Origin of the sequence: Mycolicibacterium komossense, assembly GCF_025822605.1 — a bacterium.
Taxonomy (GTDB): Bacteria; Actinomycetota; Actinomycetes; order Mycobacteriales; family Mycobacteriaceae; genus Mycobacterium; species Mycobacterium komossense.
Window position 1 is genome coordinate 17,983 of sequence record NZ_JACKTY010000038.1, and the last position, 15,057, is coordinate 33,039.

Below are 15,057 nucleotides of genomic sequence, written 5' to 3' on the forward strand. Positions count from 1 at the left end.
GAAAAACAAAAATGGAAATGGCATTTCCGCAGATGAATAGTGTTCTCAATCGTGTAAACCGGGACCGGCATGGGCTGCTTCCAGATTCGGCGAGTAACGTCATTCTCGCCCGACCGCAGCGGATGGATGAGGAGGTAAGCGTGCAATCCGAGGTGTGCACACTTACCGCGCGACCTACCGTTGGCCAGATCTGCCGCGCCGTCCACCGTGATTCGGCATACGCGTCGGTCAGCCGATGACGGCACAACCGACAAACGGAACTCGGGCGGGCGCCGACGACGCCGAGTTGGCGGCAGCGCAGGCCGAGGACGAGGCTGCCGAAGCCGAGGCCGCGGCAACAGCTGCCAGAGCCCGCGCCAAGGCGGCGCGCCTGCGCCGGGAGGCCCAGGAGGAAGAGGCCAGGAAAGCCGACCTGGTGCCGCCCGCTGAGACCGAGCCGGTGCCAGACGCCGAGGACGAGGACGACACCAACGAAGCATCGGACGGCGAGGCGTCTGAGGACGATCTATCGGACGACGATCTCGACGATCCGGCAGAGCAACGGCGATTCAAGCTCGTCTGGTGGTGGCCCGCAGTGGCCGTCACCGTGGCGATCCTCGTGCTCTGCGGGTCGCTGTTCGCCACCGGTTACTTCATCAAGCAACACCACGATGCGACGGCGCTGAGCGACCTGAAGTCCCAATTCGAAACCGGCGCACGTCAGGACGTGGTGAACCTGATGTCGCTGAATTTCAACAGCGCGCAGACTGACCTGCAACGGGTGATCGACAGCACCACCGGCCAGTTCCACGACGATTTCCAGAAGAGCGCCGGCGACTTCCTGTCGGTGATGAAGGAATCCAAGGTGGTCACCACCGCCAGCGTCAGCGCCGTCGCCGTCGAATCCATGACCAAGGACTCCGCCGTTGTGCTGGTGGCGGCCGTATCCCAAGTGGCCAACACCGCCAGCGGCCAACCGACTCCCCGGAACTGGCGGCTCAGCGTGACCGTCAACAAAGTAAACGACCAGATCAAGATGTCGAGAGTTGAGTTCGTCCCGTGACCACTGATCAGAGATCGCGCAACGACGATCCCACCGACGCTGACGCTGCCACCGCCGGGTCGGACACCCCGGACGAGAGCACGGAAGCCGCCGATGTCGAGTCCGGCGCCACGGAGGCAACCGAGGCGGAGGCAACCGAGACCGAGACCTCGGATTCCGAAGACGCGGTGGAGTTCCCGGCCGAGGCCACCGACGGCGATCTGACGGAGCCGGCAGAACCGAAGCAGTCCGGACGACTGTGGTCGCGGATCAGCGTCGCGGTGCTCGCCCTGCTGCTCGTCGTGTCCATCGGGTTGAGCACCTGGTTGTACTTCTTCCAGTACCGGGTGGACCAGCAGACCGGACCCGCGGCGCAGAGCGTTGCACTGCAGGCCGCCAAAGACGGCACTATCGCCTTGTTGTCGTACGCCCCGGAGACGCTGGACAAAGACCTCGATGCCGCCAAGACCCATCTGACCGGCGACTTCCTGAGCTATTACACCAACTTCACCGATCAGGTGGTCCGTGCCGCCGCCAAGCAGAAATCGGTCAAGACCACGGCCACCATCCCCCGCGGCGCAGTCTCGGAGATGCAGCCCGGGTCGGCCAAGGTGTTGCTGTTCGTCAACCAGATCACGATGAGCGCGGACCGTCAGGAGCCGTCGGCAACCTCGAGCAGCGTATTGGTCACCATGACCAAAGTCGACAATTCGTGGCTGATTTCATCATTCGACCCGGTCTAGCGCTCAGAACGGCGTGCTCTTTCCAGGATGGTCCGCACAGGTACACCTACATCGGGGCGTGGCCTCAGTCCGCCCCGTCGATCCGCACCATGCGGTCGAATTCGCCGATGAACAACGGCGGGTAGACGCCGACGCCGGCGTGAGACATCCACTCGGTGGCCGCATCCGGATGGGCCATCCATCGGCGGGCGCTGGCCTCATCCACGACGTCCTGCAGGATCAGCACCTCCTGTGGGTCATCCAGTGCCTGGAACACCCACAGCTTCCTGATCCCGAACGATGTGAACCGGTCGGCCGCGACCCGTAGCTGTGCGGTCAGGATCGCCACATCGTCGACCGAGACGATCCCGGCCACGACGACCCCCGGAGCCAGCGGTACTTCGCCGGGTCGGGTCAGATCGAACCGCTCGATGATCTCGCCGGCGAAGACCGCCGGAATATCTTCGACGCCAACGGAATCGAACCACCCCATCAATACGCCTGAGCGCATCAAGTTCTCGATGGGTTCCCGGCTGCGCACACCCGTCATCACCAGCACGCGACCGTGTTCGTGAGTCGACCGATAAACCAGGACGTGATGTGCACCCATATCGGCGAGGGCCTTCGTGCGCCTCGCCAGCAGCGGACCGACCCGCGACGGGTCGGGGATCCGATAGTCGAACGCGATGACCAAGGAGTGCCGGTAAACGTCGGAGACGTTCACTGCAATTGGTCTTTCATCACCTTGCCGGTTGCGTTCAGGGGAAGTGCTGGCAGGAACACCATCGAGCGGGGCACCTTGAAGCCGGCCATGCGCTGCCTGCTCCACGTGATCAATTCCGCCTCCAGGTCCGCTTCTGCGATACCGGTGTCGGCGGCATCCTTCGGCACCACGAACGCCTTCCCCACCTGGCCGAGCCGATCGTCGGGCACCCCGATCACGGCGGCCTGGGCGACGGCCGGATGTTCCAGCAGGAAGCCTTCGATCTCGGCGGGGTAGGCGTTGAACCCGCCGACGATGAACATGTCCTTCTTGCGACCGACGATCCGCACCCGGCCATCGCCGTCGATGGTGGCGAGGTCACCGGTGTGCAGCCAACCGTCCGGATCGATGGCTTCGTCGGTGGCGACCGAGTCGTCGAGGTAGCCCTTCATCACGTTGTAGCCGCGGACCAGAAGTTCGCCGTCGTCGGCGACGTGAAGTTCCATCCCGTCGCAGGCCTGCCCGACAGTGGTGGCGATGTCCTCGAAGGAGTCGCCGGGCCGCGATGCGGTTACCGTCCCGCCCTCGGTCAGCCCGTAGCCGGTCATGATCGACCGGAACGGCAGTTCACTGCGAACGCGGCGGATGAGTTCGACGGGGATATCGGCGGATCCGGTGACGGCGGCGCGCAAGGACGACAGCCGGCTCTTGTCCGGCACTTCCAGCAGCGAGTGGTACAGGGTTGGCGGTCCGGGAAGCATGGTGACATTCTCGCGCTCGATCAGCTCGACCACCCGGCCGATGTCGAAAACTGGTACCGGCAGCACCGTGGCACCGCGGATCATTGCCGCGATGCACCCGGCCTTCCAGCCGAAGGTATGGAAGAAGGGATTGACGATCAGGTACCGGTCACCTTGGCGGAGGTCGGCCAAGTTGCACCACTCTGTGTAGAGCCGCAGGGTCTGTCGGTGGGTCATCATGACGCCCTTGGGGCGCCCTGTGGTTCCTGAGGTGTAGACGATGTCGGCGACGTCCGAGCCATCGACCGCCCGCTCCAACGGTGACCCGCTGGCCAGGAAGTCGGACTTCAGATCGATCACGGGCACATCGGAGGGTGCGGCGTAATCCAAGCCGAGGAAACCCTTTTCGATCAGCACCGCCTTGGCTCCGCTGCGCGTGATGATATCGGCGGCTTCTTCGGCCCGGTAGCGGGTGTTGACCGGGACGAGCACACCGCCAGCTGTCATCAGCCCAAACGCCGCGACCATCCACGCATGAGAGTTGGGCGCCCAGATCGCCACCCGGTCGCCTGTGTTGACCCCAATTTCCGCGAATGCACCTGCAGCGCAGCGTATTCGGTGAACAAGATCAGTGAACGTGATACGCAGTGAACCGTCGACGACCGCTTCGGAAGCACCGAAGCGGTCGCCGACGCTCAAGACCATCTCAGGGATGGTCCGCCAGACTTCTGTCGTCGTCACACCGTGACGAGGCGACTCAGGTTCCCGCCCATGATCTTTGCCTGATCCTCCAGCGCGAGGTGCTCGAGCGCGGTCACGTAGTGGGTCGGCTCGGCCAAGCCCTCGGGGTGCGGCCAGTCCGAACCGTACAACACCTGGTCGACGCCGATCAGGTTGATCAGGTCGTCGATGCCCTCCTCATAGAACGGGCTGACGTAGATCCGGTTCTTGATCTCTTCCATCGGGTTGCCAAGGAAGGCCTCGGGTGCCTTCTTGTACACCTCGGTCATCGAATCCAGCAGTGGGAACATCCATTTCGATCCCGCCTCAACGATCCCGACCTTGAGCGTCGGGAACCGGAACAGCGCGCCGTGGATAACCCATGAGGCCACCGCATCCTGGATGGGCCGCCACTCGTTGAGGATCGACATCGCGTTGGTCTGGAACGGCAGCATTTCCTGCGCGGCACCGTCCCACTCGGAGGTGTAGCGCGAGTAACCGCTGTCGCTGGAGTGCATCCCCACGAAGATGTCGTACTCGACGCATTTCTGCCAGAACGGGTCGAACTCGGGCAGCGCGAACGACCGCGGACCGCGGAAACCGGGGACCGGAGCCGGCCGGATCAGGATGGCGCGGGCACCGCGCTTGACCGCCCACTCGAGTTCCTCGATCGCCTTTTCGACGATGGGCAACGTGATCACCGGCGTGGTGAAGATGCGGTTCTGGTAGTTGAAGCCCCAGACCTCGTGCAGCCATTCGTTCAGTGCGTGAACGATGACGTGGATGGCGAGCGGGTCGTCGGATAACCGCTCCTCGATCAGGCTGGCCAGCGTCGGAAACATCAGTGAGCGGTCGATACCCAGCTCGGTCATCTTCTCCAGGCGCGGAGCGGGCTCGAAGAACGCCGGAATGGCCCGCATCGGTTCGCCGAACAGTTCACGCTTGCTCTTGCCGTCGGGATTGCCGAACTTGAAGTACTCCTCCCACGCGCCCGGCTTGGCGACCACCGAGAAGGTCGGGTTGGGAATGTAGTTGCTGATCTGGCCCTTCAACGCGATCTTGGTGCGGCCGTTGATCTCCACGTACTGGACGACGTCCTTGTACTCCTTGGGCAGGAACTTCGTCAGCGCCTCCGGCGGCTCGTAAAGGTGATTATCCGCATCGAAGAGCGGAAAAGGAATGTCGACCCGGTGCGACAGTTGACCCATGGAATTCTCCTTTGCAGTTACAGAGAATCATATTCTCACATTGCAGCGGTGGCAATGCCCCCGACTGTGCGGTTGACCGCCGACCAGGGGTCATCGGCCCACGGACCCTGCGCCGGATACCGCCCGCAGATCGGCGGGACGGTCACGCATGTGCCGGGCACTCCGTCAAGCTCGGATCACGAGGCAGTCAGCGGTAGTCGCGGTGCTATTCTCACTTTTCGAGAATGTCAATATTCAACTGGGAGAACGCATCGTGGTGGACCTGGAACTGGACAGCGGCGGTGTTGCCGGCCTGGCCGTCATCACCATCGATCGGCCCGCGGCTCGCAATGCCATCGCGCCGGAGACGATGGACCAACTGGACAACGCCCTACAGCGGGCCGACGGCGCCCTGGCTCTGGTGATTCGCGGCGGCGGTAACCGGGCGTTCGTCTCCGGGGGCGACCTCAAGGAACTGGCCACGCTCCGCACTCTCGACGAGGCCTCGGCGATGGCGAACCGGATGCGGACGATCTGCGATCAGATCGCCGATTTTCCGGCACCGGTGATCGCCGCGCTCAACGGGCATGCGCTCGGCGGTGGCGCCGAGGTCGCGGTGGCCGCCGATATCCGCGTCGCGGCCGATGACATCAAGATCGGCTTCAACCAGGTGTCGCTGGCGATCATGCCGGCGTGGGGCGGGGCCGAGCGGCTGGCCGCGCTGGTCGGACCGGGTCGGGCGCTGCTGCTCGCCGGCGCCGGCACGGTCCTGGACGCGGCCGCGGCCGAACGGGTCGGGCTCGTGGACCAGGTGCTGCCCCGCGCCTCCTTCGACGACGGCTGGCGGGCGATCGCACAGTCACTGACGAACCGGCCCGCCACGTCGATCAAACGAGTCATCAAGGGCGCCACACCCACTGAGGCCGTCGGCGCGTTCGCTCACCTCTGGGTCGACGACGAGCACTGGGCTGCGGCAGACCGGGTGATCAACCGGGCACGCACCTAATCGCGTCCGGCGGCGTAGAGGTGGACCAGACCGGAGGCCACCGCGAACCGCGGACCGTGCACGCCATCGATATTCGCCCGGCCCACTGCGACGGGGATCGAACGCAGCGACTCGCCCACGGTGCGTAACAGCTCGTCATCGAGCGCACCCCCGCCGGCCAGGACCAGCGCCGAGGGCGACTCATCGAAGGCCCGCATACACCGGGTGATGTTCGCCGCAACCGTTTCCTGTTTGATCGCCAACCGCAGGCTGCGCCATTCCTCAGCGGCCAGCTTGTAGGAAAACGGCACCAGCCCGGCCCCGCCGCGCGTGCACAACCGGCCGATCGCGTCAGCCGAGGCAGGACTGTCCAGGAATAGCCGGCGGCCGTCCTCCTCATGCGCGACGTGAGGTCCTTCGACCCGCAGCGCCGGTGACCGTTTCACCCGTTCCGCGAGGGCCCGTGGGATACCCAGGATCTGCGCCACCGCCGTCGTGATCGCCTCGCCCGCACCGGCCGCTATCACCGTGTGGTGCGGGCCGATCAGATCGATTGTGCCCCCACCGATATCGCACACCACGGCGTCCGGAGGCAATCCCGGCGTCGTACGCGCGCCGACCGCTGCAGCCTCCGGTTCAGTGGCAAGTGTCTGCGTGGGCCGTCCGGTCAGCACCTGCAGAGTCGCGGCCGCGTCGGCGGCAAGCTCGGCAGCCAGCAGCGCGACGACAGTCCCGCGGGTGTCGGCCACGCCGCGGCGCAGCCACGCACCGTTGTCGATCGAGGACAGGTCGGTGAAGAACGCGTCATCCACTGAGATGCCCTGCTTGGCCGTGGGAACCGAACGCAGCCGGACGGCCACGACGTTGCCCGGCGGTTCGACGCGTAGGAGGCTATGTGCCTGTGCGGGCGAGTACCGCAGCAGCTGCCCGTCGACCAGGCAATCGACGTAGTCGTCGTCGACGGCGGGCGGATCGGGGTGTCCGGTCCGGCGGGCCACCGCGATCGCCGGGGAATCCGCCAGTTCGCGGGTGAATTCGGCTACGTGCCGAATCTGCTCGTGTCCGAGTTCCATGGCGACGCAGAGCGCAATCGGGTCCGCCATCGCGCGGTAGGCGCGGCCCTCGGCGACAACCTCGACCGCGACCAGCGCCCCCGTCGCAAGACCGTCGAGGTCGACCTCGTCGACAACCGGCACGTCAATGGATATCCGGTTGCGGATCAGCACCGCGTCGTCCTCGGCCGCGATCACCCCGACGACGTCCCAACCGCGGCCGGCGGCCGCGTTGATCTCGCACGCCGCCACTTCGAAATCGGTGCCGGAATCGACGGAAACGATTGCCGGACCGTCGAAGACGTTGCCGTCAAGGGAACTCAACGGGACGTGCCTACCGACACCGGAGCCCGTTCCGGCCGGTGTGCTGGCATCGGGTCTGCGCAAACTTCGCACCGGCGATCGCGGCGACGACGGCGGTGGGAGTGGCGCCGTCGCCGTATCCACCGGACGAAGAGCGGACAGCAACAGTCGGTCCGCCGTCGCACCCGCGTCGACTTCTATCTTCTGCAGCAGCGCGGCTGCACCTTCCAACGATTCCGTGGAGCCCTTACGACCACGCGTCGGGGCCTGGCCCTGGGCGATCGGTTCGACGGGTTCCGCCGTACGCCCGCCCACGATGCGAGCAAGGACGATCTCAGTGGTGTGGTTGCCGATGTCGATACCCGCGACAACCGTCACCGCAACAGGCCTCGCCTGGCGTAGACGGCGGCCGCCTGACTCACCAACTCTGCGCACCGCAACGCGCCGCGCGCTTCCAGTGACACCCGCAGTGCCTCCAGCTGTTCGGCCGAGGAACGGTGTGGCCGCAACGCCTCGTAGAGATTCATCACCTCTTCGTCGTCGATGCTGGTCAGTTCTGCTGCACGCCGGAAGTTCTCGGCAAGCTGCGGATTACCGCCGGCCTCGGCGACATCGGCCTGATGAGCCAGCGTCGCAGGGTCCATCCGAAGATCCGACAGCTGAAGTTTGCCGTCGACCGCAGCCTGGACGGTGAACTTTTCGTCGTTCATCGCCGTGTCACCTCCACCGTCATCGGTGCCTGACCAGGTTCGCAACAGTCACGCTCGAGCGCAACGAGGGCGACCGCCCTGGCGTGATAACGCGCGGATATCGATTCGTCGGTGCCGCCGGTGAGAATCGGGACGGGAGCCATTCCCTTTGCATGCCGTGCCGCGTTCTTGCCCAGCTCACGGTAGTTCTTTGCCGTCAACAACGGGGCGACGCTGAACAGCTCAAGGTTGGCCAGCGGAGCGAGATCCCGTCGGTGAATGAGGGCGGTTCCCTTGCCTTGCAAGCCAATTCCGATCCCAGACCCGGACAGCCTGGCCGCGGTCAATCCGATCAGCCCGACGTCGATGGTCGAGCGAACACGCACCAGTCTCGGCAGACATCCTTCCTCCTCCAGGCCAGCCGAGAGTTGGCGCAGCACTTCACCCACGGTGAGTCCGGACAGGCTCAGCCAGACCGTGCGGCCGAATGCCGGGGAGAGCCCGATGCACACTTCCCTTGGGTCACTGCCCTGCCTGGCGGGCTCGACATCGGTGAGGACGATGTGCTCTCGATGCTCGGCTTGATCAGCGGTCAGCTCCGCGGTGGTCCGTTCCTGCCGAATGCCGTCGATCTCTGCACGTCGGCCAGCGGTCAACGCATAGCCACTGCCGGGCCCCGCGTAGTCGTTCGGATCCGTGAGTTTGGACAGCACCTGCATGTTCTCGTCGAAGATCGCCGAGGTCTGCAGCTGATCACCGCGCAGCCGCTCACGGGTCAACCGCATGATGGCGTCGGCTTCCTCATCGAACCCGGTTCGCTTCAGCGATGCGATCACATCGAACACGGTGAGCTGCTTGGCCTCGATGGCGGTGGCCGCCTCCGCAACCGCCTTCGGGTCGCCGGGGGGAAGGTCACGCGATCCGTTGGCCACCACTGCTGCGTCCACCCGGTCGTCGCCGAAGTCCGCAAGACCGAGATCACGGTACACCGCCTGGACGGCCGTCGCCGCGCGTCTGCGCACCATCGCCTGATGCTCGGCGGTGATCGTGCGCAGGCCGCCGTCGACCCCCCAGTCCCGTTGCAACACAAGGAAATCGTCCATGTCATCGGAATTGAAGTTCGACAAGGCGAAGGCATTGTCGTAGCGCGGTATCGATCCGAAGCCCGAGAAGACGAAGTCTGCGCCCGCCAGCAGCACGGGCAGGGTGTGTGCGCTGCGGCGGATATCGGACTCGGAGATCAGATTGTCATTGCCCGCGCAGGATTCGAGGTCGCGCATCATCACCATCAAGTTCTCGGCGAGCAGCTCCTTCATCCCTTCCGGTACCGACGCCACCACGCCGACACCGTCGATGCCGCCGTTCTGGACCCCCTGTGACCCCAGAGCTCGTGCGAGCGAGACACACCGGGATTCCAGATAGAGGATGGAGCACTGCTCGGCCGCGCCCATCAGCACCTCGGCGCCACCCCCACTGGTCACCCGCATCTTCAGTCCGCGCGAGGCGTAGGCAGAGGTGAGGATCGCCTTCGAGAACGGGGTGTCATCCCCGTCGATGAAGACTTGTTCGGTGCCGTAGATCGAGATCGTCTCGGCATAGCTGGTCAGCCCGCGGAGCCCGAGACGCAGCTCCATCGCCTCCTCGATAGAGCATTGGGCCATCGCTCCGGGAACTCCGACTTGGCTGCCGATCAACAGCGCCACAGCATTGGACGGCGCGTCACCCAGCACCGGTACGGTCGTCTCGACTTCCCGGAAGCCGTAGGCGACCGCGCTGGCTGCGTCGGCGGCGATCAACAGCGGATCATCGAGCTGATTGGTGACGTGCGCCTGGTTGCTCGGCGTCTTCCTGGCGCGCAGTCTGCTCATCGCCATCTGCATCTCGACGGGAGTCAGTAGCGCCACGACGCGCGCCAGCTTGGCAGGCGTAGTCCCCCCGATCAGACGCACCACTTCCGCCCGTGGCACGTTGACGTCGACAGCCATCCTGGCCAGCGTCGCATCATCGAGCGCCATGGCCTCTTGAGCACACTCGAGATCCAGGCCGTACAGCGCGATGAACTCATCGATCACATCGAAGTCCGCAGCCGGTTTGCCGTCGAGCTCGACGACCTGCTTCCCGTCGGGGGTATCCCGAATCACCAGCGAAGGCTCAGGATCGTGGGGGCTGCGCATCGCAACCAGCCCGAGCTCCGGGTTGATGACGCTGAAGCCGTCCAGGTTCACCGGTTTGGCATCGAGAACCCGCATCCGACCCAGGTCGAGATCTCGCTCGTAGGTGTCTTCGCCCTTATCGATAGCGCCCATCGGCCCTCCTCAGTACTGGAGCCGGCGATCCGGAAATCTCCGGACCGCCGGCTGCTATCCTCTCACCACTCGGCGGCGATGGATGGATCTAGTCCCGTACTACGTTGTCCTCGTAGACAATCCGACCGATCATGTCGTAGCGCCGGGTGTCTTTGAACTTAAAGTAGGTGGCCATTGCCGCACCGAACACGAACAGTCCCACCACGATCCACGGCGTGAGCTTGAACAGTAGGGTGCCAGATGCGGTACCCGCGGCAGCATCTTTGTGCTCCCAGAGCAGGTAAACCACGTAGAGCATGCCCAGGCCGCCGAGCAACGGAGCCACGAAGGTCTTGAACCAGTGCTTGCTGACCGGATGGTTCTTGTGGAAGTGGAAATAGCTGATCACCGAGAACGCGCACAACGCCTGCACGATCAGGATCGCCATGGTTCCGAGAATGGCCAGCAGCGTGTACATGTGCACGTAGGGATCCATACCCGCGGCCAGGAACGCCAGAATGATCACCAAAGTGATCCCGCTCTGCACAAAGGAGGCGATGTGAGGCGAGCCGTGCTTGGGATGCGTTGCGCCGATGGTCTTCTGGAGCCCGGTCGACAAACCCTCGCGGCCGAGCGCATACAGGTAGCGCGAGGCGCAGTTGTGGAACGCCATCCCGCAGGCGAAGGATCCGGTGACCAGCAGGAAGTTGAACATCGTGATCGCCCACTCGCCGTAGTAGCTCCGCACCGGACCGAAGAAGATCTCCGAGGCGGTGTTCGGGTCCTGCGCGAGTGCGATGGCCTCCTGCGGGCCGGTTCCGGCGATCGCCATCCAGGAGACGAACACGTAGAAGATGCCGACACCCAGGACGCTGAGCATCGTGGCCCGCGGGATGATCTTTTTGGGTTCGCGCGACTCTTCGCCGTACATCGCGGTGGACTCGAAGCCCACCCAGGACCAGAAGGCGAAGAACAGGCCGAGACCCGCGCTCGCCCCCGCAATGGCTGCCGGCTGGAATGCGCCGACGGGGTTGATGATCTCGCCGACCGCGAAGCCGTGCGGTCCGCCGCCGTGGATCAGCACGGCCAGGGCGCCCAACGACAGCATGGCGATCTCGGTCACCAGGAAGACTCCGAGCACCTTGGCGGTCAAGTTCACGTCGAAGTACGTCAGGATCGTGTTGAGTACCAGCATCAGCAGTGCCGGCACGATCCAGTGGATGCTGACGTCGAACTGGGTCTTCAACAGGTTCTGGAAGAAGAACGAGAAGATACCGATCAGTGATGCCTCGAAGACGACATAGGCCATCGTGATCAACAGACCGCTGGCCATCCCGACGATCCGGCCGAGGCCGTGCGAGATATAGCCATAGAAGGCACCGGTGGTGGTGATGTGCTTGGCCATGGTGGCGTAGCCGATGGCGAACAGCCCGAGTACGACCGTTGCAACGATGTACCCCGCCGGCGCATGTGAACCGTTTCCGAAGCCAACGGCGATCGGAACGTTGCCGACCATTGCCGTGATGGGCGCCGCTGTTGCGACCGCCATGAAGATCACGCCGACGGTACCGACGGCGTTGCGCTTCAGGTGCTGAACACCCCCACCTGCATTTTCCTCGCGTGATACCGCTTGTTCTGTCATCTACGGACGAACCTTCCTGACTGTCAGAGGAGACCGCTGTGGCCTGGACCACACTTCGACCGGTTCGTATATTGGCATCGCTCATCGAGTTTGGCAATACCCATTTCAGACCGTTGACATAAATGGTCCATCCATTTAGGTTGGGCGAGTCACGGTGCGGCGAATCCGAGCAGAGGGGCCGAATGTACGACTACGGCACGTTCTCGTTCGATTCCAAGGCAGATGTCTTGGAACGGGCGAAGACGTTCTGGAATCCGGACAAGACACAGTTCTGGTCCGATGAAGGCGTCGATCTGGTGATCGACCGCCGCGAAGGCTACTTCCTATGGGATATGTCGGGGCGACGCCTGATCGACATGCATCTCAACGGGGGCACCTACAACCTGGGCCATCGCAATCCCGAAGTGATGCAAGCACTTACGGAAGGCATGGCGCATTTCGACATCGGTAACCACCACTTTCCCTCGGTGGCACGTACCGCGCTGGCACAACGGCTCGTCGAGACAGCTCCGGCGTCGATCACGAAGGTCGCATTCGGCTCCGGCGGCGGCGAAGCCATCGACATCGCGCTCAAGAGCGCGCGCCACGCAACCCAGCGCCGCAAGATCATCTCGGTTGTGAAGGCGTACCACGGCCATACCGGATTGGCGGTGGCCACCGGAGACGACCGATTTGCCAAGTTGTTCCTCTCCGACCGTCCTGACGAATTCAGTCAGGTGCTCTTCGGTGACATCGCCGCGATGGAAAAAGCCCTGTCCGGCAACGACGTTGCCGCGGTGATCATGGAGACGATCCCGGCAACGTACGGCTTCCCGCTGCCCCCCATGGGATATCTGGAAGCAGTCAAGGAACTGACCGTCCGCTACGGCGCCCTGTACATCGCCGATGAAGTGCAGACCGGTTTGATGCGCACCGGTGAACTCTGGGCGATCACCAAACACGGTATCGAGCCGGACATTATCGTCAGCGGTAAGGGACTTTCCGGCGGCATGTACCCCATCACCGCAGCCTTGCTCTCCGACCGGGCCGCCCAGTGGCTGAACCAGGACGGATTCGGTCACATCTCGACATTCGGCGGTGCCGAACTCGGCTGTGTGGCCGCGCTGAAGACGCTGGAGATCTCCACCCGACCCGAGGTCCGGTCAATGGTGCACTACATCTCCGACCTTTTCGGCGCCGGCATGCGCCGTATCCAGAGCGACTACCCCGACTGGTTCGTCGGCATCCGACAGAACGGCGTGGTGTTCGGGCTGGAGTTCAACCACCCAGAGGGCGCCAAGTATGTGATGCGCGAACTCTACGAAAACGGGGTGTGGGCAATCTTCTCGACGTTGGATCCCCGAGTGCTGCAGTTCAAACCGGGCATCCTGCTCGGCCGCGACCTGTGCGAAGACGTGCTGGACCGGCTCGAGGTCGCGATCGGCCGCGCCCGAACCGTCGCAGGAGACCGGAGGCGATCATGACAACCATTCCTCACGCCGGCCATCTGCTCGAGCGCGCGCGCTGGGCAGCCCGCGCCTACGCCGACTACGACGCCGCCGCGGTATCCGCCATCGTCACCGCAGTGGCCGACGCTGCCTACGCCGAGTCCGAACGCTTCGCCGGCGAGGCCGTCGCCGAGACCGGCATGGGTGTCGCGGCCGACAAGCTCATCAAGAACCGGGCGTGCTCCCGCGGGATCCTCGATTACTACCGCGGCGAGGATTTCATCTCGCCGCGGGTCGACACCGCCCGCAGGATCGTGGAGATACCGCGCCCGGCCGGCGTGGTCTTGGCCTTGACACCCACCACCAACCCGGTGTCCACGGTGTACTTCAAGGTGATCCTCGCGCTGATGACCCGCAATGCGGTGGTGGTCGCTCCGCACCCGCGTGCCAAGATCTGCTCGGCCCAGGCCGCGCGGATGCTGGCCGAGGTCGCGGTCGCCGCCGGCGCACCGGACGGCATCGTGCAGGTGATCGACGAGCCGGCCATCCCGCTGGTGGAAGCGCTGATGGCCGACGAGCGCACCGACGTGGTCGTGGCCACCGGCGGTACCGGCGTGGTGCGGGCGGCCTATTCATCAGGCAATCCGGCGCTCGGCGTCGGCCCGGGCAACGTGCCGGTACTCGTCGACTCGACTGCCGATATCGCGGCCGCAGCGCGGCGCATCGTCGACAGCAAGGCCTTCGACAACTCGTTGTTGTGCACCAACGAATCGGTGCTGATCGCCGAGGAGTCCATCGCGGCGGCACTGTGCGCGGCGATGACCCGCCAAGGGGCACACATCCTCGACGCCGACGCGACCCGGCGACTGAGCGCGTTCATGTTCACCGACGGGCACCTCAACACCGATGTCGTCGGCCGGGACGCCGCCTGGATCGCCGGTCAGGCCGGGATTCGAGTGACTCCCAAGACGCGGGTGCTGGTCGCGCCTTTCGACCACGTGATCGCCGAAGAGATGTTGGCCCACGAAAAGCTGTCACCGGTGCTCGGCATGACCACGGTCGCCGACACGGCCAGGGGCATCCGCGCGGCACGCGCCGTCGTCCGCATCGCCGGCGCCGGGCACTCGGCCGCTATCCACAGCGAGAACCCCTCGGTGATAACCGATTTCGCTGCCCAGGTTCCGGTGCTTCGAGTTTCGGTCAACGTCGGCAACAGCACGGGAAGCTCCGGTTTGGAGACCAACCTGGCTCCGTCGATGACCATCGGCACCGGGTTCGTCGGCCGCAGCTCGATCGGCGAGAACCTCCAGCCGCACCACCTGCTGGATTGGGCTCGGATCGCCTACAACAGCGACCCCGCCGTGGTGATGCCGAGCTTCGCGGGCATCTCACCGTGGCACACGCCCGCCGCCCCGGTACCCGAATACCCCCGCGCGTCCAATGACCCCGCAAACGGGCCGCTACCGCAGCGCATTCCCCCCGTCGGCGCCGGCCGCACGTTGGGACCGGATGTCGACGCGTTGCGCGCCGAACTGCGCGCGCTTGTCGTCGAAGAGCTCGCACAATTGATCAAGAGGTGAG

12 protein-coding genes are annotated in these 15,057 nt (G+C 64.6%); 5 read left to right on the plus strand and 7 right to left on the minus strand.

Going from position 1 to position 15,057, the window contains the following annotated elements; translation table 11 throughout:
* Positions 1-235: 235 nt before the first annotated feature.
* Together H7J73_RS23635 and H7J73_RS23640 are read left to right on the plus strand one after the other, a co-directional pair.
* Positions 236-1,042 carry an Rv1363c family protein gene (locus H7J73_RS23635; protein WP_264070160.1) on the plus strand — a complete coding sequence of 269 codons (807 nt, stop codon included), beginning with the start codon at positions 236-238 and terminating at the stop codon, positions 1,040-1,042.
* Positions 1,039-1,764, plus strand: coding sequence for a hypothetical protein (locus tag H7J73_RS23640; RefSeq protein WP_264070161.1), 726 nt, complete (start codon positions 1,039-1,041; stop codon positions 1,762-1,764). The genes H7J73_RS23635 and H7J73_RS23640 overlap by 4 nt, the downstream gene beginning before the upstream one ends.
* Positions 1,765-1,828: 64 nt before the next feature.
* Here H7J73_RS23640 and H7J73_RS23645 read toward each other — a convergent pair whose 3' ends face one another.
* The 3 genes from H7J73_RS23645 to H7J73_RS23655 are packed head-to-tail and all read right to left on the minus strand — an operon-like array spanning position 1,829 to position 5,114.
* Complete coding sequence (locus tag H7J73_RS23645; protein ID WP_264070162.1) at positions 1,829-2,467, minus strand: fatty-acid--CoA ligase; 639 nt, start codon at positions 2,465-2,467, stop codon at positions 1,829-1,831.
* Positions 2,464-3,891: a FadD3 family acyl-CoA ligase gene (locus H7J73_RS23650; protein ID WP_264070163.1), complete on the minus strand. Its 1,428-nt coding sequence runs from the start codon at positions 3,889-3,891 to the stop codon at positions 2,464-2,466. Before H7J73_RS23650 ends, H7J73_RS23645 begins: the two co-directional genes overlap by 4 nt.
* Positions 3,892-3,923: 32 nt before the next feature.
* Positions 3,924-5,114: an amidohydrolase family protein gene (locus tag H7J73_RS23655; RefSeq protein ID WP_264070164.1), complete on the minus strand. Its 1,191-nt coding sequence runs from the start codon at positions 5,112-5,114 to the stop codon at positions 3,924-3,926.
* A gap of 253 nt (positions 5,115-5,367) precedes the next feature.
* Here H7J73_RS23655 and H7J73_RS23660 point away from each other — a divergent pair, with 253 nt between their 5' ends.
* Positions 5,368-6,099 carry an enoyl-CoA hydratase/isomerase family protein gene (locus tag H7J73_RS23660; protein ID WP_264070214.1) on the plus strand — a complete coding sequence of 244 codons (732 nt, stop codon included), beginning with the start codon at positions 5,368-5,370 and terminating at the stop codon, positions 6,097-6,099.
* Here H7J73_RS23660 and H7J73_RS23665 read toward each other — a convergent pair.
* From H7J73_RS23665 to H7J73_RS23680, 4 genes are all read right to left on the minus strand, one after another.
* A complete protein-coding gene (locus H7J73_RS23665; RefSeq protein WP_264070165.1) occupies positions 6,096-7,811 on the minus strand; it encodes a diol dehydratase reactivase ATPase-like domain-containing protein in 1,716 nt (571 codons plus the stop codon). The genes H7J73_RS23660 and H7J73_RS23665 overlap by 4 nt on opposite strands.
* Positions 7,808-8,143 carry a diol dehydratase small subunit gene (locus H7J73_RS23670; RefSeq protein WP_264070166.1) on the minus strand — a complete coding sequence of 112 codons (336 nt, stop codon included), beginning with the start codon at positions 8,141-8,143 and terminating at the stop codon, positions 7,808-7,810. Before H7J73_RS23670 ends, H7J73_RS23665 begins: the two co-directional genes overlap by 4 nt.
* Positions 8,140-10,371 carry a propanediol/glycerol family dehydratase large subunit gene (locus tag H7J73_RS23675; RefSeq protein ID WP_264070216.1) on the minus strand — a complete coding sequence of 744 codons (2,232 nt, stop codon included), beginning with the start codon at positions 10,369-10,371 and terminating at the stop codon, positions 8,140-8,142. Before H7J73_RS23675 ends, H7J73_RS23670 begins: the two co-directional genes overlap by 4 nt.
* Before the next feature lie 145 nt (positions 10,372-10,516).
* The gene (locus H7J73_RS23680; protein ID WP_264070167.1) at positions 10,517-12,049 is read right to left on the minus strand and encodes an APC family permease; all 1,533 of its coding nucleotides are present in this window, start codon (positions 12,047-12,049) and stop codon (positions 10,517-10,519) included.
* Between the two features lie 182 nt (positions 12,050-12,231).
* Between H7J73_RS23680 and H7J73_RS23685 the strand changes: the two genes are divergently transcribed.
* Together H7J73_RS23685 and H7J73_RS23690 are read left to right on the plus strand one after the other, a co-directional pair.
* Complete coding sequence (locus H7J73_RS23685; protein WP_264070168.1) at positions 12,232-13,512, plus strand: class-III pyridoxal-phosphate-dependent aminotransferase; 1,281 nt, start codon at positions 12,232-12,234, stop codon at positions 13,510-13,512.
* Entirely contained in the window at positions 13,509-15,056 is a 1,548-nt protein-coding gene (locus tag H7J73_RS23690; RefSeq protein ID WP_264070169.1) for an aldehyde dehydrogenase family protein, read from the plus strand. Before H7J73_RS23685 ends, H7J73_RS23690 begins: the two co-directional genes overlap by 4 nt.
* Position 15,057 lies beyond the last annotated feature (1 nt).